This window comes from Paenibacillus polymyxa (assembly GCF_018614975.1).
In the GTDB taxonomy this organism is placed as follows: domain Bacteria; phylum Bacillota; class Bacilli; order Paenibacillales; family Paenibacillaceae; genus Paenibacillus; species Paenibacillus polymyxa_E.
Genome location: NZ_JAGGNR010000044.1, coordinates 41,745 through 64,244 on the forward strand (window position 1 = coordinate 41,745; position 22,500 = coordinate 64,244).

General features: G+C 46.3%; 17 protein-coding genes and 1 pseudogene. 7 read left to right on the plus strand and 11 right to left on the minus strand.

Annotation, left to right across the window (positions count from 1 at the left end; translation table 11 throughout):
- Positions 1 to 26: 26 nt before the first annotated feature.
- Positions 27 to 917: a diacylglycerol/lipid kinase family protein gene (locus tag J7E78_RS25680; RefSeq protein ID WP_215079237.1), complete on the minus strand. Its 891-nt coding sequence runs from the start codon at positions 915 to 917 to the stop codon at positions 27 to 29.
- Positions 918 to 1,297: 380 nt separating this feature from the next.
- Here J7E78_RS25680 and J7E78_RS25685 point away from each other — a divergent pair, with 380 nt between their 5' ends.
- From J7E78_RS25685 to J7E78_RS25695, 3 genes and pseudogenes are all read left to right on the plus strand, one after another.
- Positions 1,298 to 2,815, plus strand: coding sequence for a leucine-rich repeat domain-containing protein (locus J7E78_RS25685; RefSeq protein ID WP_215079205.1), 1,518 nt, complete (start codon positions 1,298 to 1,300; stop codon positions 2,813 to 2,815).
- Between the two features lie 307 nt (positions 2,816 to 3,122).
- The gene (locus J7E78_RS25690; RefSeq protein ID WP_215079207.1) at positions 3,123 to 4,463 is read left to right on the plus strand and encodes a glycoside hydrolase family 30 protein; all 1,341 of its coding nucleotides are present in this window, start codon (positions 3,123 to 3,125) and stop codon (positions 4,461 to 4,463) included.
- Positions 4,464 to 4,656: 193 nt separating this feature from the next.
- Positions 4,657 to 5,885, plus strand: a pseudogene (locus tag J7E78_RS25695) (MFS transporter); the annotation flags it as partial.
- A 212-nt stretch (positions 5,886 to 6,097) separates the two neighbouring features.
- Here the strand turns inward: J7E78_RS25695 and J7E78_RS25700 are convergent.
- Positions 6,098 to 7,060, minus strand: a complete 963-nt coding sequence (locus J7E78_RS25700) for an endo-1,4-beta-xylanase (RefSeq protein WP_215079209.1) — start codon at positions 7,058 to 7,060, stop codon at positions 6,098 to 6,100.
- Positions 7,061 to 7,637: 577 nt separating this feature from the next.
- Here J7E78_RS25700 and J7E78_RS25705 point away from each other — a divergent pair.
- Together J7E78_RS25705 and J7E78_RS25710 are read left to right on the plus strand one after the other, a co-directional pair.
- On the plus strand, positions 7,638 to 9,770 hold the full coding sequence (locus tag J7E78_RS25705; RefSeq protein ID WP_397330618.1) for a 5'-nucleotidase C-terminal domain-containing protein: 2,133 nt from the start codon (positions 7,638 to 7,640) through the stop codon (positions 9,768 to 9,770).
- A gap of 332 nt (positions 9,771 to 10,102) precedes the next feature.
- On the plus strand, positions 10,103 to 11,548 hold the full coding sequence (locus J7E78_RS25710) for a DEAD/DEAH box helicase (RefSeq protein ID WP_215079214.1): 1,446 nt from the start codon (positions 10,103 to 10,105) through the stop codon (positions 11,546 to 11,548).
- Between the two features lie 486 nt (positions 11,549 to 12,034).
- Here the strand turns inward: J7E78_RS25710 and J7E78_RS25715 are convergent, their stop codons facing one another.
- A complete protein-coding gene (locus tag J7E78_RS25715) occupies positions 12,035 to 12,811 on the minus strand; it encodes a glucose 1-dehydrogenase (protein ID WP_215079216.1) in 777 nt (258 codons plus the stop codon).
- A 360-nt stretch (positions 12,812 to 13,171) separates the two neighbouring features.
- On the opposite strand from J7E78_RS25715, the gene J7E78_RS25720 reads away from it, so the two are divergent.
- Positions 13,172 to 15,040 (plus strand): AbfB domain-containing protein, encoded by a 1,869-nt coding sequence (locus tag J7E78_RS25720; RefSeq protein WP_215079219.1) that lies wholly within the window; start codon positions 13,172 to 13,174, stop codon positions 15,038 to 15,040.
- A 159-nt stretch (positions 15,041 to 15,199) separates the two neighbouring features.
- Here J7E78_RS25720 and J7E78_RS25725 read toward each other — a convergent pair whose 3' ends face one another.
- The 5 genes from J7E78_RS25725 to J7E78_RS25745 all read right to left on the minus strand — a co-directional run bounded on the left by J7E78_RS25725 (position 15,200) and on the right by J7E78_RS25745 (position 19,185).
- Positions 15,200 to 15,793 (minus strand): hypothetical protein, encoded by a 594-nt coding sequence (locus tag J7E78_RS25725; protein WP_215079221.1) that lies wholly within the window; start codon positions 15,791 to 15,793, stop codon positions 15,200 to 15,202.
- Positions 15,794 to 16,083: 290 nt separating this feature from the next.
- Positions 16,084 to 16,641 carry a hypothetical protein gene (locus tag J7E78_RS25730; RefSeq protein WP_251035268.1) on the minus strand — a complete coding sequence of 186 codons (558 nt, stop codon included), beginning with the start codon at positions 16,639 to 16,641 and terminating at the stop codon, positions 16,084 to 16,086.
- A gap of 185 nt (positions 16,642 to 16,826) precedes the next feature.
- Entirely contained in the window at positions 16,827 to 17,096 is a 270-nt protein-coding gene (locus tag J7E78_RS25735; RefSeq protein WP_215079223.1) for a CD3324 family protein, read from the minus strand.
- Positions 17,097 to 17,290: 194 nt separating this feature from the next.
- Positions 17,291 to 18,217, minus strand: coding sequence for an oxidoreductase (locus J7E78_RS25740; protein WP_215079225.1), 927 nt, complete (start codon positions 18,215 to 18,217; stop codon positions 17,291 to 17,293).
- Between the two features lie 59 nt (positions 18,218 to 18,276).
- Positions 18,277 to 19,185, minus strand: coding sequence for a helix-turn-helix transcriptional regulator (locus tag J7E78_RS25745; RefSeq protein ID WP_215079227.1), 909 nt, complete (start codon positions 19,183 to 19,185; stop codon positions 18,277 to 18,279).
- A gap of 69 nt (positions 19,186 to 19,254) precedes the next feature.
- On the opposite strand from J7E78_RS25745, the gene J7E78_RS25750 reads away from it, so the two are divergent.
- Positions 19,255 to 19,821, plus strand: a complete 567-nt coding sequence (locus tag J7E78_RS25750) for a dihydrofolate reductase family protein (RefSeq protein WP_215079229.1) — start codon at positions 19,255 to 19,257, stop codon at positions 19,819 to 19,821.
- Positions 19,822 to 19,941: 120 nt separating this feature from the next.
- On the opposite strand, the gene J7E78_RS25755 is transcribed toward J7E78_RS25750, so the two are convergent.
- From J7E78_RS25755 to J7E78_RS25765, 3 genes are all read right to left on the minus strand, one after another.
- Positions 19,942 to 21,066, minus strand: a complete 1,125-nt coding sequence (locus J7E78_RS25755) for an SGNH/GDSL hydrolase family protein (RefSeq protein WP_215079231.1) — start codon at positions 21,064 to 21,066, stop codon at positions 19,942 to 19,944.
- A 124-nt stretch (positions 21,067 to 21,190) separates the two neighbouring features.
- Positions 21,191 to 21,523: a DUF4180 domain-containing protein gene (locus J7E78_RS25760; protein WP_311518038.1), complete on the minus strand. Its 333-nt coding sequence runs from the start codon at positions 21,521 to 21,523 to the stop codon at positions 21,191 to 21,193.
- 231 nt (positions 21,524 to 21,754) lie between these two features.
- Positions 21,755 to 22,315, minus strand: coding sequence for a hypothetical protein (locus J7E78_RS25765; protein WP_215079235.1), 561 nt, complete (start codon positions 22,313 to 22,315; stop codon positions 21,755 to 21,757).
- Positions 22,316 to 22,500 lie beyond the last annotated feature (185 nt).

Below are 22,500 nucleotides of genomic sequence, written 5' to 3' on the forward strand. Positions count from 1 at the left end.
TCCGCCTGTAATCACACAGGAATGAGCTATACTTCTTCCGGTACGATTACCTCAATATGTCTTGGCAGAACACGGATATGAATCGGCAGGGCAGGACCTTCCTCCCCATCTACATTGGTGCGAATGGTTTCGGCTGAGCGGACATGAACTTCTTTGGCTGTAAAATAGTCCACGTCCTTATGCTCTTTCAGACTACCAAATAACAGGGAGGTGCCCAGGGTCAGGCTGTTGAACACACTGATATTACGAATAACAAAACAATGTATCAGACCATCGTCCACCTCTGCATCCGGGGACAACTTCTCGAATCCTCCGACCGAGTTGGTCAGCGCCGCCAGAAAAAGTGGCGATTCCCCCTCCCAGATCTGTCCGTCATATTCGATGGTTAGATGATTGGCTGGTGTATTCACCAGGTCTTTCAAGCCTTCTTTGAGATATGCGAATGATCCCAACTTCGACTTCTCTTCCGAGGATACGGAGAACAGAGCTTCTGCCAAAGAACCTGCAGCCACAACGTTGGCAAACAGGCGATCATTGATTTTCCCCAGATCCACGATATGGGTCTTATTCGAACGTAACTGCCTAATGGCTTCTTCCGGGTCAAGCGAGATATTCAGCGCACGCGCAAAATCATTCACCGTACCTAGCGGTACAACGCCCAATCGGGGACGATAATCCTGATCCATCATGCCGTTAATCGTCTCATGCAGTGTACCGTCGCCTCCGATGGAGATGACCAGATCACAGCCGTCTTTGCAGGCGCTTAGACAGTAGTTGGTGGCATCACCTTCCCCGGCTGTCTCATTAACCACCACCTCATACTGCTGTGACTCCAGAATCTCTCTGACTTGGGACACATATTGCTCGGCCTCTTCCTTACCTGACGATGGATTACTAATGATCATGGCTTGGCGCATACGCACATCTTCCCCTCCAAATTGGCATCTTTATTTTATCTATACCCGTTTCAAGGGTGGGTTGAATAGGGGCTGCGGGAGATGTTCTATTTTTTTTGATAAACATGTCTCTGAAGAGTGCAGAGCAGGGTTTGTTTCATATAGAATAGAAGTATAGGAATACCCCTTACGAAATTTCTTGTTCCTTTTCCCTGTTGACGGGTTAATAACTATAGATGTGCTTTTAGCCGAACCTGCATATGTAAAACTCTTCAATTCACACTGAACACTCCGTGGGCAGAACAACCTTCCGGTCGCTGTTATGGTGTAAAAACTATACTTATCTAACTCAATCTGTTCGGATTTTTTTATAATTCTAAAAATCGGAGGGAATGCATGCAATGAGAAGAATGACGCTACTATTTCTAGTATTCATCCTGAGTCTCGGGGCATCGGGCCAAGCCATGGCTTACACAACTACAGACTTGGGCGAGGGAATCATTGAAGATCCCGCTTTGGAGGACGGACTGAAGCTAATCCTGAACAAACCTTTGGATGTGCCATTAACTTCAACTGATCTGGAGCAGCTTGAGGTGGTAGATCTAAGCAATGCAGGTATTCACAGCCTGACCGGTCTCGAATATGCAACCAACCTGACTCACCTCCTATTATATGGGAATGAGATTGAGGATCTCACACCGCTGGAGCACCTAACCAAGCTTCGTGAGATCGATGTTCGCAATAATTACATTACATCCATAGACGCACTTACTGAATTGAAAGACTTGGGACGGCTGTATATCAGCAACAATTCCATTTCTTCCATAGAGGTTGTACGTGGGTTCAACCGATTACATACGTTCCACGCCAGCGGTAACCAGATTGCCAGTCTTGCGCCCCTCTTGGATGCGGATGCACTGAAGTGGCTTGAGATCTCAAACAATACGATTAACGATCTGACACCGCTCATGGGTAAAACCCGGCTCCAACAACTCAATGTAGCAAACAACCAGATTCAGACGCTGGATGTACTGGCTGAACTGCCAGATACACTGCGCAAACTGAATGTGGCAGGCAACCAAATCACGGATCTGACACCACTGGAGCACATGACACGGCTTCGGACACTTGATATCTCTGGTAACCAAGTACAGCACCTCAAGGGGCTTGAAGGACTGACTGGGCTGACGGAGCTGAATGCAGAATTTAATCAGATCTATGATCTGGAACCTTTACGGCAGCTTTCCAGCCTGGACGTATTAAAATTATCCAACAACCGGGTGTGGGATCTGACACCGATTGCAGGTTTTACGTTTACCCGTGATCAGTCAGCGACAACTGCTATACAGGATATCTCAGCGTCCACCTCATTATCCTCCGGTATTCAGACTTCTGTCTCAGAGGTTGAGCCTGCCGGACTCACGGTGCAGAACAACTATCTGGATGTTGCAAGGGGCAGTCAGACGATGCAGCTTCTAAACCGGATGAACGTGCGGGAGCAGAAACGAACGCCGCAGGGCAGTTTCCAGCGTCTAATTGAAGGGTCCACCACTGCCTATGTCGGGGATCGTGCTTACGTACTGGATGCAGCACCTTTTATCGATGAAGGACGGACCTATGTGCCTCTGCGTTTTGTCTCGGAGCAGTTAAATGCTCGTGTGAACTGGAACAGCGGTACGCGCGAAGCTGTGATCACACAGAATGACAAGACCATCCGTTGGAGCGTGGGTAACAAACAAGTTGTCGTGAATGATACGCTTGCGATCAATGATGCTCCTCTTCTGATGAAAAATGGTAAAGCTTTTGTACCGGTACGCTTCATTTCAGAGCAATTCAATACCTCTGTTGGTTATATCGGAAGCAGCAAAACGATTCTGATTTTTGAAAATAAACAACTTGGTGAGAGTGTACAGCCTTAAGTCGTGTCTCACGTTCATTTCAGTCATAAGAGAATATGAGAAACATAGCGAGAGTCCCTGTCTGAACAATCAGCAGGGATTTTTATTGTGCCATAACAGTTGTGTTATGACATTGGATAATGGTATATGGACATCGCCAATCAAAAGCAATACAGCATACGAACTGTCTGTACGAAAACGAACTCTTAATGCTCAATCTTGGATTAGGGTAAATTTCACACGGTTTAGCATATCTTCTTTTGTAGTGGGAGTTGTTATACTGAACGTAATATATGACAACTGAAGTTCAAGCGAGGAGTAAATTCACATGACATTCACGTTTACTGGTTATTCCACAACCCAAGACAGCCCGTGGAGAGAGCTATCTTTTGTGCCCACTAATGAAAGCGCCAACCTAAAACTGACGGGTGAACAGCACCAGCTTGTTGAAGGGTTTGGTGGCTGTTTCAACGAGCTTGGTTATATGGCTCTGTCCCACTTGAATGAGGAGCAGCGTCATGAGGTATTTCATTCCCTCTTCCATCCGGAAGGTGAGCACAAGTTTAACATCTGTCGCCTGCCCATCGGCGCAAGTGATTATGCAGAGCAGTGGTACAGCCACAACGAGGTGGACGGCGACGTGGCCATGGAACATTTTTCGATCAAACGTGATTTCAAATATCTGATTCCTTACATCAAGGAAGCTCTGAGGTATAACCCGAATCTACAATTCTTCGCCTCCCCTTGGAGCCCGCCAACATGGATGAAGTCTCCGAAAGCCTATAACTACGGCACGCTTCGTTGGGAGAAAGATATTCTGGAGGCCTACGCCCTGTATTTCGTAAAATTTGTACAGGCCTACCGTGACGCAGGCATTACGATCCATCAGGTGCATGTGCAGAACGAAGTGATTGCAGATCAAAAATTCCCTTCTTGCATGTGGACAGGCGAGCAGCTTCGTGAATTTATCGCCGATTATCTGGGACCGGCTTTTGACAAACACGCTCTGGATACGGAAATCTGGCTAGGCACGATCAACGCCCCTGATCCATGGGAAGAATTGATCAAGAAAAAAACAAATGACTTCGATGAATACGCCGGGCTTGTCCTCAGTGATCCGAAGGCCTATTCCTATATCAAAGGTGTTGGGTATCAATGGGCAGGCAAACATGCCATTCAACGTACCTCGGCGAGTTATCCGGAGCTGCGTTATATGCAGACCGAGAACGAATGCGGCGATGGCAACAACTCATGGAACTACGCGAAATATGTATATAACCTCTACCAGCATTACTTCAGCAACGGAGTGAACGCGTACATCTACTGGAACATGGTTCTGGAACCCAAAGGTCGCAGCACATGGGGCTGGGAGCAGAACTCCATGATCACCGTAGATCCGGAAAATAAGGAGGTTACTCGAAACCCGGAGTATTATGTGATGAAACACTTCGCGCATCATATTGTTTCTGGTGCTCGAAGGGTCGGCCTGTCTGGTGCATGGAACGGCAAATCCGTTGCTTTCCGCAACCCGGATAACAGTCTCGTCATTGTCATCAACAATCCATTCCAGGACCGTCGTGACCTGTATCTAACCCTTGAAGAGGGACAGACCCTACACGTGGAGCTGGAAGCCGATTCATTCAACAGCATGGTGATCCAACCGAAATAATAACTCAACATATCATTGAAAACGCAGTCATCAATAGCGTCGTATTCAGGAATTCCTTGAGCCGGCGCTATTTTTCATGCGTCAGACTATGTTTATTGTCACCATTATCGCTCTTGTAGAGTGCATGCTGTGGAGGACTTAGCGGTAAGTCGTTTTACCTTTTATATTTACAAATCTATAAATCTCGCTTTACATGAAATCACAACAGGTCAACCCGCTCCTTATCCTGATGCTGGCACTCGGTGTATTCGGGATCATTACAACAGAAATGGGAATTGTGGGGGTATTGCCTCAGGTTGCGCATAAATTCAACATTACGGCTGCACAGGCAGGTTGGCTGGTCAGTATATTTGCACTGGTCGTAGCCATTGCGGGTCCCTTTCTCACCTTGCTGGCGTCCGGGATTAATCGCAAAATCATCCTTTTAACCGCTGTGCTGATGTTTGCAATCTCGAACGTTGTCTATGCCTGCGCCACAACATTTGATACCATGCTTATCTTCCGTATCATTCCCGCGTTATTCCATCCCGTCTTTTTTTCCGTAGCCCTGGTCACAAGTGCCCAACTCGTTCCGGCAGAGAAGAGCAGCAAGGCCGTCGCCAAAGTATTTACCGGAGTTACCGCGGGCTTTGCCTTTGGCGTGCCGCTGACATCGTATCTTGCTGAACGCCTATCCCTCGAAATCGCCTTTCTGTTTGGAGCGATGATCAGTGTCGTCGCCTTGATCGGCATATGGATCTGGTTACCCTCGTGCCCGTGAAGGAAAAGATGTCCTATGGCAAGCAGCTCGGTATTCTGCGCAAACCTGAATTATGGCTAAATGTTGCCGCAGTCATTTTTATATTCGCCGCCATGTTCTCCGTGTACAGCTATTTCGCCGAGTATCTTGGACAGGTCACCCAAATGAGCGGATCATGGATCAGCGTCATGCTGACCGTCTTTGGTGTCGTCATGATCATCGGGAATTTGGGGTTTGGACAGTTTCTGCGTAAGAGCGTGGTCCGAACTGTCCTCATGTTTCCCCTGCTGTATGTAGCAGCTTACGCACTCGTCTATTGGGCCGGTCCCCACTTCATGTGGATGGTTATTGTAGTCATCCTCTGGGCATCCGTGCATTCAGGAGGATTGATTGTAAGCCAAACCTGGTTAACCGCTGAAACGCAGGAAGCGCCTGAATTCGGCAACAGCTTATATGTATCCTTTTCCAACCTTGGTATTACGCTGGGTACTGCCATCGGCGGATGGTTCATCTCGAACCTGGGAATACATCAATTGATCTGGAGCGGAGTGATATTTGCGCTGATCGCTTTTGTCTTGATTTGGATTAAAATTAAATGCTTCACCCCCGCAGCCTTGGGTAAACAGATATTCAGGAATGGGACATTTGACGATCAATTAATTCCTTCTCCACCCGGTCCAATGGCTTATGTCTCCTCATACAATGAGCTGTTCAAAGAGAAAACAGCGCCTTGGGTGCGGTGGAGGAAGACGTTTAAAACGGTTAACACATAGAATCACACTTCTGTACACCAAATAGCGCCATATTCCCATGCTTAACATGTGGAACAGGCGCTATATGATGTTATATAAATAACGAATTCACAAGGGATACTCAGATTCGTGCAAACGCACGCTTAAGGATTGTTCGCCAGGTAATTTCTCAGCCATTGCAGAGCTGGACGCTCTGTACCGTTGCTATTAACCAGATGTGAACCATTTACCCACGTTTGCCCCTGATTGTAGCCCCACAGCGTCACGCCTTTAACGGCAGAATGCTTCCAAAGCACAGGGAATTTCTGTTGATAGCGCTGCAACTGTGTATTATCGTCTCCCGTCATATCCAGTTCGGATACATAGACCGGCAGACCTGTCGCAGCCAGCTTATTCAGTACTATGTTCATCGTGCTCACAGAGACGTTGTCCATATTGAAGTGATGCGCTTGAATACCAATACCATCAACTAGACCTCTGTTTTTCAGAAGATTGATAATCTGGATATATTGGTCCGCTTTAGCCGGATCACCGATAATTCCGTATTCATTAATTAACAATTTAGAGTTAGGGAAGGCTTGTCTCGCCTGTTGGAATGACCAGATGACCCAGTCCCAACCCGTTGCCCCATCTCCACCAATGGCATTGCGGTAGGATGGTTTCGCATGCAGAGGTTCGTTCACCACATCAACGAAGGCAGACTTCGAATACCGCTGTCCTGCGGCTTTAATCCATTGGGTCACTTCAGCCTTCTGATCTGCGGCTGATAGACTGTTAATCCAATTTGGCTGTTGATTTCCCCATACGAGCGTATGGAACTTGAACGGGAATCCGTTGTTGTTAGCATAATTGTATGCCATATCTGCCTGACCCCAGTTCATCACGTTGCGCGTGCCTTCCACAGCATCCCACTTGGTGGAATTCTCTGGAGTTACCTGGTTCCAGTAAGGACTAAAATTAGAAGGAACCTGGTTGGCAATAATATTGCCAACGAATTTGCTGCCTTTCGCCAAACCAGCACTCACACTACCAACCGCAACAGAAGCAGCGAGAATCCCTACCAATGCCAATGAGCCGACTGTTTTGAACCACTTAGACTTAATCAATGATTTTCCTCCTTAGTTTTCATTTTTGTTAAGCGCTTACAAAATCATTTTACTGGATAATTTTGGTTTTTAACACCTGTCAAATTATAGTATTTTATTGTAAAAAAATAGATTCACTCTCTTAAATCCAACATAACTCTTACAGTGCGAGTTCAACAAGTTTGGTTTTCAGTACCGAGAAGATGGAATGAAGTTAGAAATGGAGTAGCGGAGCGTAGGGAAAACTACGTGAGCAACGGACATTTCGGCTGAATTTCAACTTCGATGCTGATGATGCCGCTAGGCATGATTCGTAATCAAAAGCGGACTTTTTGAATAACCTCTTACATTGGAGTTTACATTCACCACATGTTTATCTAGTATGAAATGATACATATCTTTACACACACTAGATAACAAGGGAGATTACAACATGCGCAAAATTTCAACGAAACGTTTCGCCGGATGGCCTTTATCGTTCCTCTTATGTGCCTCCATTTTGTTTGCCCCTTTTGCTTCCACTCCGGTTCAGGCTGCTGAGGCAGACAAGGAGACCAAGATCACGTTGCTGGGAACATCCGATATTCATGGTCGATTTATGCCGTGGGACTATGCTCTGGACGGTCCAAACCCAACCGGTAGCATGACACAGCTATACACCATTGTGAAAAAAGTCCGTGCGGAGAATCCCAACACGATCCTGCTGGATGCAGGAGACATGATTCAGGATAACTCAGCTGAGTTGTTTAATGATCAACCTCAATCTCCCATGATGGTTGCAATGAACGAGATGAAATATGACGCATGGGTTATGGGTAACCATGAGTTTAACTTTGGACTGGACGTACTGGAGAAGATCTCTTCCCAATTCAATGGACAGCCTCTCGTGGGCAACATTTTCAAAGAAAACGGCGACCGCTACATGCCTGCCTATACGATTATCGAGAAAGACGGAATCAAAGTGGGTGTTATCGGAATGAACACACCGATGATTACCGAGTTTGAGAAAGGGACGGATCACCTGGACGGTATCATCGTCAAAGATCCTGTGGAAGAGACCAAAAAAGCCGTTGCTGAGTTGAAAGGCAAAGTCGATGTCATGGTTGGACTTATGCATATGGGGTTGGACAACGAGAACGGAAATCCGGGAACCGGAGTGACGGATATCGCCAACGCCAACCCGGAGCTGGCTGCCATTTTTGCCGGACACATGCATACCTTGATTGAATCCCAAACGGTTAACGGCGTATTGATCTCCGAACCCAATAAATATGGCTCACATATTTCGCGAATCGATCTGACATTTGAAAAAGACGGCGACAAAGTTGTGCTGAAAAGCAAGGAAGCTCAAGCTCTCGCTGTAAAAGCAGCAGACGGAACGTATGAAGTCTCCGATCCTGCGCTGGAAAAGACCTTGCACCCGTTCCACGAGTTCGCTCGTGCCGATGCCAACATCGAAGTGGCTGAACTGAAAGGAACAAACCTGGTCCCTGCTGATGAGATTAAGGGTATCCCTGCGGTGCAGATCCAGGAAACACCCTTGTCTGACTTTTTCACCGAAGTGATGCTGCATTACAGTGATGCCGATGTGGTCGCCCACCAGATTGATAACGACAAGGCTAAGCTGGATGTAGGCCCGATCAAGAAAAAGGATATTGCGTTCAACTACCAATACACCTTTGGTGAAGTGACCGTATATGAAGTAACCGGACGTGATCTGATGGATTATATGGAGTGGTCTGCGGGGTACTTCAACTCCACACGCCCGGGTGATGTGACCGTCAGCTTTGATCCGAAACGGCGCGCTTCCAAATACAGCACCGATGATTTCTTCGGCGGCGTAACGTATGAGATTGACCTGACCAAGCCATACGGCAGTCGGATTACGAACCTCAAGTACAGCGATGGGTCAGTAGTCAAAGAAAACGATACGCTGAAGCTGGGCATGAATGCCTACCGAATGGAAGCCCTGATTGCCAAAGGCGGCGCATTGGAAGGACGTAAGTTCAAGCAGCTCTGGTCCTCCAAGGATGCCTCGGCATTTGGCGAGATTCAAGGTACGATTCGTAACCTGTCCATCGCCTATCTGAAAGATGTCATGAAAGGTGTCTACGAACCGAAGATTCAGCACAACTGGAAAATCACTGGTGTAGACCTGACTGCACCGGAGCGTGAAGATGTAGTGGAGTTAATTAACGATGGCATTATGTCTGTACCAACAACAGAAGATGGCAAGTACACCAACATTGCCTCCATTAACATTTTGGATGCAGTGACGCAAGAAGAGATTGATGCACTTTCTGCCAAAGCAGGCGTGAGTACATCACAATTCGCAGGTGTGAAAACCAAGGGAGCATTCTATCAACAGCTGAACAAAGCTCGCAAAACGGCAGCAGGTGGCGATGGTGGCACGACAACACCTAAACCTGAGAAACCGACAACGCCAACCGTACCTAAACCAACACCGACTCCAGGCACGTCTAAACCTGGCAAACCATCCACACCAAATACTGGTAAACCAGGTAGCGTCAACAAAGGTAAACAAGCCAAGGTTACTGCGGCTTACCTGAACGTACGCGCTGGCGCTTCATCCAAAGCCAAGGTCATTGCTGCCGTACCGAAAGGCACCGTACTTGAAGTGATTAGCACAGACAAGTATGGCTGGGTAAAAGTGAAGCTGGATGGACGTGTAGCATTCGTATACGGGAAATATGTGAGTGTTTTGAAATAGCATAGCCGCTACGCACCACGCTTAACGAAAAAGAAAAAGGGCGATTCTCCCATGGAACTCATGGTCTGGATCGCCCTTTGTTATGTTAACGAAACGTTTTTTCACGTGTAACGCTTGATACACATTCACCCTTCAGAAGTTAAGGGTATTCTCTTGCGAACAGCAACGGCTGGTTGCTCCTAAAATCGGAAATGATGAGAACAATTTAATCACTAGAAGCAATTACTCCGTTAGCTTGCCTGCATATAGAGTATAATGAAGAGGTATACGATAAATGTACGGTGCAATGCTTGTATGTAGAGTATTCAAAACTAACGCAAAAGAGGTAAACAATGAGCGAGCAACAATTTAAAGATTATGGACTTGGTGAAGAGATCGTAAAAGCACTGGACAGTCTGGGCTATGAGACACCAACCGAGGTTCAAACTAAAGTTATTCCCGTAGCACTGGAGAACCAGGATCTTGTGGTCAAATCACAGACAGGTAGTGGTAAAACCGCCGCCTACGGCATTCCGCTCTGCGAGCTGGTGGATTGGAATGAGAATAAACCACAGGCTTTGATTCTTACACCGACCCGGGAATTGGCTTTGCAGGTTAACGAAGATATTACGAATATCGGCCGCTTTAAGCGTATTAAAGCAACCGCACTATACGGACAGTCCCCTTTTCATATCCAAAAAGCAGAGTTAAAACAAAGAACCCACGTGGCTGTTGGTACACCAGGTCGGGTACTGGATCATATCGAACGCGGCACGCTGCCGCTCGAACGGATTGCCTATCTCGTTATTGACGAGGCCGATGAGATGTTGAATATGGGTTTTATTGAGACAGTACAGTCCATCATTCAGAAACTGCCGCAGGAGCGAGTAACGATGTTGTTCTCCGCTACGTTCCCTGAAGACGTAGCCAAGCTGTCACACAAATACATGAACAAACCGGTGGAGATCGAGATCAAGGCAAGTGGACTGACAACAGCTACCATCGAACATGCTGTGATTCACGTGCCAGAGGTGAACAAAACCGCGTTGCTTCAGGACTTGTTCATTGTGGAAAATCCGGATAGCTGCATTGTGTTCTGCCGTACGCAGGAGAATGTGGACAAACTGTTCCGTGTCCTGGCTGACCTTGACTACCCAGCAGATCGTATCCATGGCGGTATGGAGCAGGATGAGCGGATCGAAGTCATGAATGCATTCAGACGGGGACAATTCCGTTATCTGATCGCGACGGATGTAGCTGCACGTGGTATTGATATCACGAATATTACCCATGTCATCAACTACGATATTCCTTTGGAAAAAGAGGGATATGTTCACCGTACAGGACGTACGGGTCGCGCAGGCAAAACAGGTAAAGCCATTACGTTGATTACACCGAAAGATGGCAGACGTCTGGCGGAGATTGAATCCTATATTGGATTCGAAATTCCTGTTGTGAAAGCACCTTCTGAAGAAGCTGTAGATCGCCGCAGAGAAGATTTTGAGAAGCGATTGAAGATCGTTCCTGAACGTAAAAAGGACAAGCGTGAACAGTTGAATCAACAGATCATGAAGCTGAACTTCAACGGAGGCAAGAAGAAGAAACTTCGTGCCGTGGACTTTGTAGGTACCATCGCCAAGCTTGAAGGGGTAACCGCAGACGACATCGGGATCATTACGATTCTGGATAATGTGACGGATGTGGAGATCCTGAACGGCAAAGGCCCTCTGGTACTGGAGCTCATGCAGAATACAACGATCAAAAAGATGCAGCTTAAGGTTCGCAAAGGTCATAAATAGCAGGATCACATCGAAAATTCGATTCAATGGTAGCTGGACTGTGCAGCTACCATACAAAGAGAACTACGCAAACGCAACAAAAAGATAGAAAAATCATACCAGGCAACAGATCTACCTCATCCGGTTACAAAACAAGGGATAACAGGCCAATAGCAGGTCGTTATCCCTTGTTTGCTCTTTACGTTGAGAATCATTATCCCTGATCCTGTCAGTTCAAGTGATACATTATATGGAGCAGCATTACATGAAACCCATCACACTGCAAGCTCTGGCGGATCAACAGCCACCAACAACGTTGGATCAGGGCATTCGCACCTAGTTCACCTGACTTAGCGTCTGCACCCGTCATACCCATAATCAAGCACATTCATTGAGCTGACTACGCTGAATCCCCCCCCTCCTCCAGAAGAACACCTGAGCATTCCCCTCGATTACAAAGTGATTCATAGATCCGTTCTTCCACAATCCTTGTATACACTTCACATGTTATAGATGCGATCCCCCACTGGCATCGAGACATTGTCCGGTAACCCAGCGGCTGTCTGCTGACGCAAGAAATGCAGCTACATCTGCGACATCCTCCGGCTCTCCCCAGCGATTAAGAACAGACAAACCTGCTGCATATGCCTGTCCTTGCGGGTTCGTGAGTGTGCCTGCATTCATCTCGGTATTAATAATGCCCGGCTGGATCGCGTTGACCGTAATCTGGCGATTTCCCAGCTCTTTCGCCAGTAACTTGGTGAAGGTATCCACCGCCCCCTTCGTCATGCTATAGGCGAACACGCCCGGGGAAGCCACTCGGGTAACAAAAGAAGAAATATTAATGATTCGCCCGCCATCCCGCAGACGCGGAACGGCCTGCTGGCTTACAAACAGGGGGGCTTTGACATTTATGTTCATCACCTCGTCGAAGGAAGCTTCTGTCGTCTCCTCCAGACCAAGAATCTGTCCGATTCCTGCATTATTTACCAAAATATCCAGCCTGCCATCTCGTCCATGCTTCCGAACAGCATCATCGACCTGTGCAAATAATGCATGAATTCCATCCAGCGTGCGCAAATCCGCTCCAATGGATTGCGCCTGTCCACCATGTTCTGTAATATGCCGCACAACCTGCTCCGCTTCGTCTTGTCGTGTCCCGAAGTGCACAAGCACATATGCACCCTCCTGTGCTAGACGCATAGCAATACTGAGACCGATGCCTCTGCTTGCTCCTGTTACCAAGGCCATCTGCCCTTCAAGTCTTCTGCATATCTCGTTCATAACGTCATCCCCCTACTGAATAAGTAGCACCCGTCACGGGCACATGACAGTTATATCACGAGACGACATACACAATGTTGCTCTCCTATTCGGCACGGACACTCCGCTCAGCGATAACGATCATATCCGTATACCCTCCGAGTGAGGCCGAAGCTCCAGCAGGTTCGTTGGCTGGACCTCCTAATGACACTAGGCAGTTTCATTTACATTCTGCATTCGTGCCCTCGCTCTTGCTGCTCTTGTCTCTACCTGCTGCTAATTTCATCTCTCATTGAAATGTTCACTTGCGAAAGATTGTAAATCAACTACAATAAAAATGAAATCGCTATTATATTTCTATTCTCTGTGGAGGTGTATGTAATGGGTAACAGGAAAGCCGTCTGGTTTCTGGTCTTTGCACTCACGTTCACCCTGTTTGGACTTCATCCTGAACGGACAAGCGCAGCAAGTGTCACAATAACCAACGGTACCGATTGGCTCGACACCGCAGTCAACCCCATCCATGCGAACAGTGGCAACATTCTGCAGGTAGGCTCGACGTATTATCTGTACGGTGAACATGCGGTAGGCGGCAGGTTCGATAGTGTGAACGTCTACACCTCCACTGATCTGAAGAACTGGACTTTCAGCAACGCTATTCTGACGAAAGATTCCGCAACCGAGCTGGCCTCCAGCAAGATCGAACGCCCTAAAGTCATCTATAACTCCTCTACCAACCAGTATGTACTATGGGCACACTACGAGAACGGTACGGACTACAACCTCGGGCGTGTAGCGGTCGCAACAAGTAATACCCCAAATGGCAAATTCACGTATGAGGGCAGCTTCCGCCCAACGAATTATGAATCCCGTGACATGACCGTCTTTGTTGATACAGATGGCACAGGTTATCTGGTTACTGCTTCACGCAAAAATGGCGGTGCCAATGATACGATGGCTATTTTCAAAATGAATGCAAGTTACACCGGAATACAATCCTTCGAGGGCTGGTTGTTTGAGAACGCCTATCGTGAAGCGCCTGCTGTTGTGAAAAAAGGCAACCGTTACTACCTTTTCACCTCCCAAGCCGCTGGCTGGTATCCGAATCAGGGTGCTTATGCTACAGCAACTTCCATGACGGGTCCATGGACTGCGCTTACGCCATATGGCAATCCATCTGCCTTCGGTTCGCAGATTCATGATATTGCCACGATCACAGGCAGCAACACCACATCCTATATCTACATGGGGGATCGCTGGAATCCAATGAGCATTGGAGAGCACAAGCATATCTGGCTGCCGCTAACCTTGAACGATTCCAACGGAACTGCATCACTGGAGTGGTACAAAGAGTGGAACATTGATGCAGTAACGGGCACGGTAACACCGCCTGCTCTCGTCAATCATGCACAAGGCAAAACAGCTACCGCCAGCTCCACAGCCTCCGGCTCGTCCGCATCTAATGCCAATGATGGCAACTACCAGACTTCATGGGTGGCTTCCTCCAATAGCTGGCCCGCTTGGTGGCAAGTGGACTTCGGCGCACCGAAGACGATCACCGAGATCGATACGTCCTGGTTTATGTATAAGGGTTCCGAAGGCTACTACAAATACAAAATTGAGATTAGCAACGATGGTGTCAATTACTCCACCTTGGATCGCACCAACAATCTGACCTATGGCTTCACCACGGACGCCGTGCATTTCACAGCCCGTTATGTACGGATTAATATGGTGAACGCCGTCTTGTGGAATAATCCGGGTAACTGGTACACCCCAACCCTGCACGAGGTCAAAATGTTGGGTTCTGCAACACCGGAAGCCACAGGTTACAGCCGGTTCAGTTCACACAACGTTCCGGATCGATACATCCGTCATGCCAATTACACCGCTCGCGTGGATGCCAACGTCTTACCTGTTCTGGATTCACAGTTCCGCGTCGTGCCAGGTCTTGCCAGCTCCATGGGAATATCACTGGAGTCCATCAACTTCCCGGGTTACTTTCTGAAGCGCAACACCAGCAATAAAATTGTACTTGAAGCTTATGCCGACACCTCCGCCTATAAGGGAGATGCTACGTTCCTAAGCAGTCCTGGTTGGGCTGACAGCACCAAAGTATCCCTTCAATCGTACAGTCAGCCCAGATATTACATCCGGCATTATGATTACGCATTACAACTCGATGCCATCAATGCATCCAGCAGCTCAACGGTGAAAAGTGATGCCACGTTTGGGCGAACCAATTTTTAAACTAAACTGGACAGTAATAGGATGAAATCAATGTTGAACACCCACAACTACGTCATAGCCAACAAAGGCCACTTCTTTAGAACAGAAACTTCTGAGAAACGGCCTTTCTTTTGGCTGCGGACGCACTACAGAGCAGGTGATTGCCAACCAACACGTGAACTACAGTGAACTATTGATGATTTCTGCGAAGGGCTTCATGTTGTATGTATCATCCTGAATGCGCCATTCTCCCTGGTCCTGCAAAAAGGTGATATCGCCCGATAACGGAATAGACTTGAACTCCTTGCCGTTCTCATCTGTAAATTTCAGATCGAGCGTGTATTCCACAAGAATCCAGTCACTCTTGCTATCTTTGATCTTGGTTTGTATATTTTCAGGATGCAGCTTCGCTTGTTCGATGTGTGCAACCTGAAGTGGCAAGACAATATATCGATTAACCATGTAAGCCTCATAATTTCTGGAGGTCAGGAATGGTTTCATGGTCTCTCCTTTGGCCAATAACCCTTCCATCTCTAGCGTATCAACATAGTCCTTGCTATCCACGGTCAGTTCTGTCGTCTTATACTCCAGCGACATTTCAAGCGCTTGTAGCTGCTCCTCCGCCGTCGCCTTTTGATCACTCACATCACTCGGCTGTTCCGTTGCTGGTGGAGTTACGGGTTTAGTGCTTTCCGCTGGTTCAGATGGTGTACATCCCACGAACATGGCGGCAGAAAGAAATAATGTACTCATTACATAAGCCAACTTGCGCATGGTTAATCCATCCCTTTCTCGTTTATATTACTCTCAATTATCCCTTCAATAGGATATAATGTCCAGTTAATGGAGACATCTGAACAGATATCCGCATATCCGTTGTTACCGAGAACGAACGCGCTTTGAATCTGTACCGCAGTGTTGGTTTTGAAGTGAATTCTGAGTATCACTATTTTAGCGGTAATTTATAGGAGGAAGCGCAGAGAGAGAGAGAGAGAGAGAGAGAGACGTTTCCGCAAGGAAGACGTTCTCTCTCTCTTATTAGATACAGATCCGTACATTTATTTTCAGAGATGATTGGAGAACTGGAAAATTAATTTATAGCCATCGAACGTATGCCCGTACATTTCCCGATAGTTACCTTCGGTATAATTAGCCACCGTTTTCCGCCAGAAAGATTGGCCAATCTTATTGTTCTCCGATGGATTGGTGAACAACTCCCAACTTCCTCTAAACATTCCGAAGATCGTCGACGCTGCGTGTTCAGCCACGCCTACCCCTCGAAACAGCCGCATCAGAAAGAAATCATGTACAAAGAAATTCGTGCCTTGTGAACAATATGGCGGAGTAGCTATGAATGTAAAACCTGCCGGTAGGCCATCCACAATCATGAGAAACGGATAAAGACACTCCGGTTTTTCCCACCAAATGTTCTGTACATCATACTGATCCTGTAACGTTTTGTAATCAGGACTTGGCTCAAAAATGCCATGTTCGTTCGGGGTATGCTCTCCACCCAGACCATAATGTCCGGATAGATCATGAAGGTATAGCGGGTACATATTTTTAATCACATACGCCTCGTCTTTATTCGTTAATTTCACTTCTATATTCATATTATTCATATTCACCAACCTTACCAGATGATTTAAGGAGTTATTTTCAAGAACTCTCAACGCATATCCTTGTACCGTCAAATGAATTGTACGCGTAATTAACAACCTCGAATATGTAAAAAACCATTAATAACCATTCTTTATCCTTACAGGAAAAAGCCACATTCGATTGCTCGAACATGGCTTCTATAGTTTCATCCCTTTTTGCAATACACAATTTTCTTGATGCTATCGATGGATAAACAGTATTGGTCCGCAAGCTGATCAATGGTTGTCCCCGTAGCAAAAAGCTTGCGGATCTCGTCGTTCCGCTCCCGGACAATCCTTCTGCCACCCGAGTTCTCGCCCCACTTCTTGTGGGCATCCTTGGGCCTCGGAATATAGATCAGACCTCCGGGGATATGACGCTGTATTTCTTTGAGCAATTCTTCCGGGAAGATTGTATCCGCATTAATATATTTCACGTTGCTCCACTCCTTAAAAGTTAAAATCTTTAAGGGAGCAGAGTCGTACAATGAACACATTGGATATGCACTACAATGATATGGCGGAAAAGAATTTCAAGCTCTATGCAAACAACCGCCGTTGTTCATCACATGGACTCTGCATAGAGCGGGTCGTTAAATTTATTATGAATCGAATCATGGTAGCCCCCCATTCAATCATTAAATTCGTAATATACCCCTGTTAATTCTTCTGAAACGCTCCATAGCTTATTTGAGATGTTAGCGTCATATAATTTTTCGATGATCTTAGCGCTCTTGGGATAGCCCTTAGTGCCGCCCATACCACTGGGAGCAATATATTCCCCTCCCGTGATCGTCGGATCTGCTGCAGCATACAAGGTAGGTAATGCCCCCATATGTGCCGGTTGACTAATGATTTTCAAAAGACTGCGCATGAATATATTGGTCTGTTTCCCCGAACCGAAGGAAAATAGATTGGTATGCGAGATTCCTGGATGAGCGGCGATACTCATAGAATCCATATGGGCGGAATTAAATTTATTCTGCAACTCTTTCGCAAACATCAGATTGGCTAGCTTGCTTTGACTGTAGAACTTCATAGGATTATATCCTTTAGAGCCATCTAAATTATTAAAATCAATCGCACCATTATGAGCTGCCATACTACTTACAGTGACAACTCTCGATTTCGGAGTAGAGATCAATCGAGGCAATAGTAGACCCGTAAGCGCAAAATGGCCTAGATGATTACTACCAAACTGCAACTCAAACCCATCCTTCGTCAACTGGAATGGAGGGTTCATAATTCCTGCATTATTAACGAGAATGGACAAAGAATCGTATTGCTCAAGAAAAGCGGCTGCGAACTTACGGATACTAGCTAAATCGCTAAGGTCGAGCTGCATAACGATTACCTCTCCAGCTACATGCACAGACGACTTTATTTTATTAGCTGCCTTTTCACCTTTTTCCAAATTACGAACTGCAAGGATAACTTTCGCTCCTTTTTCAGCCAACGCCAATGCCGTTTCATACCCTAACCCACCGTTCGAACCTGTCACAATCACTACTTTATCGGATACATTCGGGATGCTATCTTTAGTCCAAACTTTGCTCATTTCTCTACACACCTCTCTTATCTTTTCCTTGATACGCAAATATCGAGCGTTTATAACTTTTATCCCCTACTATATTGGCTTAAACTCCGTTCCAGCATCCCTCTAACCTGCTGTTGCAGTTCGAGCGGAGACACCACCTTCACTTCCGGACCATAGGAGAGTAACTTTCGTGCTGTAAAAGAAAACTCCTCAGGCGGAACCAGTCCGCGCCACTCATGGCCTTCAACCGACTTGAACAGCACATCTGAAGCGGCAATCCTTGCTCCAAATTCCGTGAATTGCAGCACCACTTCTACGCTTGCTCTGTCTTCTTTGGTATCTAGCCACGCCTTCAGACTGGGAACAGATTCATCCACCGATTCCATAACAGCCAACTGCTGCATGCGATCCACCCGATACAACAATACGCGATCCTTATTCCGGGCTGGCATGTACCAATGTCCCTGCTCATAGTAGATGCCATAGGGGAAGACCTTGACTTTTTTACGCCCACTGCGGGCATGATACATAAATTGGATTTCTCTCTTTTCTACCGCTGCACCCAATATCGCTGTTGTTAAAAGCTCGGCATGTCCACCGGGGTGCTGGACAAAGGTTATATGCTCCCTCATTCGCATAATGAGATCCTGTACATCTTCGGGTAAAGTAGAGAAATACTGCTCAGCCAGATGTTCACGCATTGATCCATATGGAAAATCCGGAACTTGCTGTAGATATTCCAGCATCATAAACAGCCCTAATGCCTCCTGCTGCGTTAATTGAAGAGGTGGCAAAATCCGATTGGGCAACACCCGGTATCCACCGTTCACGCCAACTTCTGTGTACAAGGGAAAACCTAGCGCCTGCAATGCATCCAGATCTCGCTGGATCGTGCGAACCGATACATCAAACCGTTCTGCCAGTTCCCGGGCAGTGAACTTCTGTCTGGAATCCATGAGACGCATGATAGCCAGTTTCCGATGATTCATGAATTCAACATCCTAACTACGTCAACTTTTGTCATAGTTAAAATGTATCATACATTGTAGAAGGGAGCGATGAACATGTCTGATAACAAAACCATTTTGTACATTGCTATGAGTTTGGATGGATATATCGCAAGGCTGGATGGTTCGGTGGATTGGTTATTTGATGTGGAGGGTGACGGAGGCGATAACGGGTATGCTGCTTTCTATCAAACGATCGGCAGCGTTGTTATGGGACGGAATACGTATGAAGAGGTACTCACACTGTCTGAAGAATTCCCCTATGCGGATCGCCCAACGTATGTGCTTTCTCGCTCGGAACAGCCACCCGCTCCGCATGTACAGTTTACAACCGAGATGGTAGATACGCTCATTCCGCGATTAAAGCAGACTTCTAATGGAGATGTATGGATTGTGGGTGGCGGCATATTGGTTGAAGCTGTGTTAGCAAAAAAAATGCTGGATGAGATTGAAGTCGCCATCATTCCAAAAATTCTTGGTAAAGGTATCCCATTATTCCCGGCAGGTACTGCTCCAAGTCAATTCAAAATGATCCGAACCGAGACACTCGGACAGATCATTTCGATTCGTTATGAAGTACAGAACAGCGGAACAGCGGACACACCTTCGAATGTCTAGATAATGAGTAGAAAAGGAAAAAGACCATTCTTATCATGAAGCGACCTCATAAAGTTAGACACCATCTAACCACTGGGTACAGATCATGAAAGAGTGGTCTTTCCATTACCATGTATCAAGTTATTCTATCAATCCTTGTACATATTCTGCTAACGCATCTGCCGCCTTGCGGTGAGATAACTCGCCTGGATGGGTGCGCGCCCCTACTGTCTCTTCGGTTGTATCGGGAAGCTGTATGATTGAGACCTTGCGATCCCCTGTCCCCATCGTATACGCATCAACTGCACGGTAGATGGCAGGCATCATGGAGAAACCAAGCATGCCATAAGCCCATACAATTTGTGCCGCCGGATTGTTTCTCCGAAGCTTGAACAGGAACTGTTCCACCGCTTTCTCAAAAGCAACCAGATCCTCTTCATGATGCATACCGTCTTCGTTCAAACGCTGCTTGTACACCTTGCCGGTGTAGGGGTCTTTCCACTCAGGTGACTGAAACGCGCCTCCATCATTGCTACCCAGGTTCACAACCACCACATCCGGCTGCCACGAACTAAAATCATGCTGATCTCCTGCGCCGAGCACTTTGTTACGTTTACCGGTAAGCAAGCCGCAGACTTGCTCGTAATAATCAGGAATGTTCCCATTCGGATTGTTGTCCCAGCTCGTCAGCACACCCCAACCACTTTGTGATATCACCCGATATTCTGCGTTCAGTGCCTCTGCTGTCATGAATGTATAATTATGTATGGCGCTGAACCACATCGGCACCCAATCTTCCTCCGCTTTCGCTCCAATCGCTCCTTCTCCCGATGTAATACTGTCCCCGATAAACTCAATCTTATATGGTTTTTCCTGCACAGGCAGGAACGCTCCATCCGACTTTACTGCATGAACCTGCAATGAACAGTCTGGGTCAGCACTCATCGCCTGAACATCCTTAACGATCCGTACATTCTTTACCACATTTGCATTCATACCCCGATACACACAGACCCAGTACCTTCCCGCCATTAACATCTGTCTGCTCACCTGAACACCATTGATCAGAACACTGATCCATGACTCATACATGTCATACTGTGACTCCACCTCAACCCATAGTTCGGCGCCCTGTACATTGAGTTCAACTGCACTTCCCGTCCAAAATAACGTCAAAGGCGATCGCTCTCCAGTTGTTCTGCCATGCACTTTAAGGTTATCTATATCAGATAGCGCGAACACCTGTAATTTCTCATTTGTCTTCACAATGCCATCCTCCTACGTTTAGCTCAGTAATAATACAGGTTCTCAACATGCTGCTTAGACTACTCCAGTCACATCCAGATATACATGCTATCCAGCAAGATCTTTGGCAGCTTGCAACCTGCCGTTAACTGATGTTATGCAACTTCTGAAGCGCTTCCTCTTTTGTTTTCAAAAAGAAAAAATACTCGCCGTTGTTGCACTCACAGATAAAATCCCTCAAGCTGTTGCTGTCATACACATCGAAATCTCCAACAACGGAAAGTTTCACCTGATAGTTCACGTATTTCTGCAAAATCTCACCTGCAAGTTTGGTTTTCAGTTCGAAGAACTCTTCCGTGATATTTGATTTGTCGATAATGAGCTTGTCGGCGTCATCCGCATACCTCACCGAAGCCATCAAATCCAGTGCATCTTGAACATTGTTGATGATGATTTCATCGCTTTCAATATTGGCCACCTTTGAGTTTCCTTGTTCATCAAAAGAAAAGCAACGACTTTTTGACACATTTATTCGTATAAAAAAAATCCCCCACGGCTAGCCACACATAAGCTCATCATAACCGATGTTTCCTACATGCATGGTCTGCCGTAAGGGGGATTTCGTCTTTACAACGTTATAAAACCTTAACCAAAAACGCCTACTACTAAATAGGAGCATTTAATATTTCGTGATAGGAAGTTATTCGGCTCATCCTTCATTTTGAGTGGCATCCGTTCTGATAACAAAGGCCATTTCTTGAGTAGTATCTTTCCACTTGCATAGCAACCTCATTCCTCTCAAAACAGCACCTGGCTCGTAATCCTTACTGTCGGAACTCGCATAAGTCAGCACATTCTCTGTAAGAACAAAAGAGGCCGTCTCATTATCGAAGTCTACATTCAGCTTCGTTACATCTGACTGCTTATATTTCATTGTCCCTTCCTCCGACAAAACATAATCAACCAATTCATATGAATCTGGCGCGGATTCCTGATCATTAAACTTTACCGAAATGGTCTCTCCTATTTTGACATAGGGAACATTTGAATCCGGATTCCCCATAATAGATTGAAAAGAATCCATATCTCCGTAATCCGGTTCCTTCAAATTTTTCATTATAACAGTAGGAGTAATTTCTTTATTGTTCGCCTTCATTTCAATTTCCCCTGAATTTGCAACAGCGTTAGTTATGAGTTTGTCATCACCACTACAAGCAGTAAATAAAATGGACAGCGTTAGACATAGGGCAATAAACATTAAATTCTTCAATATTCCACTCCCCTTAAGCAAAGTTAGTTAATCTATCACATAATGAAAATTGTCCCTATCATTAGTAAAGATAGGGACAGTTCTCATATTATTATATCAAATCACGCCTGTTGAATATCCTAATTATGTAAATTCATGTTGGTGAAAAACCGAGCTCAAAAAATGATCCTGTAGCATCACTATTC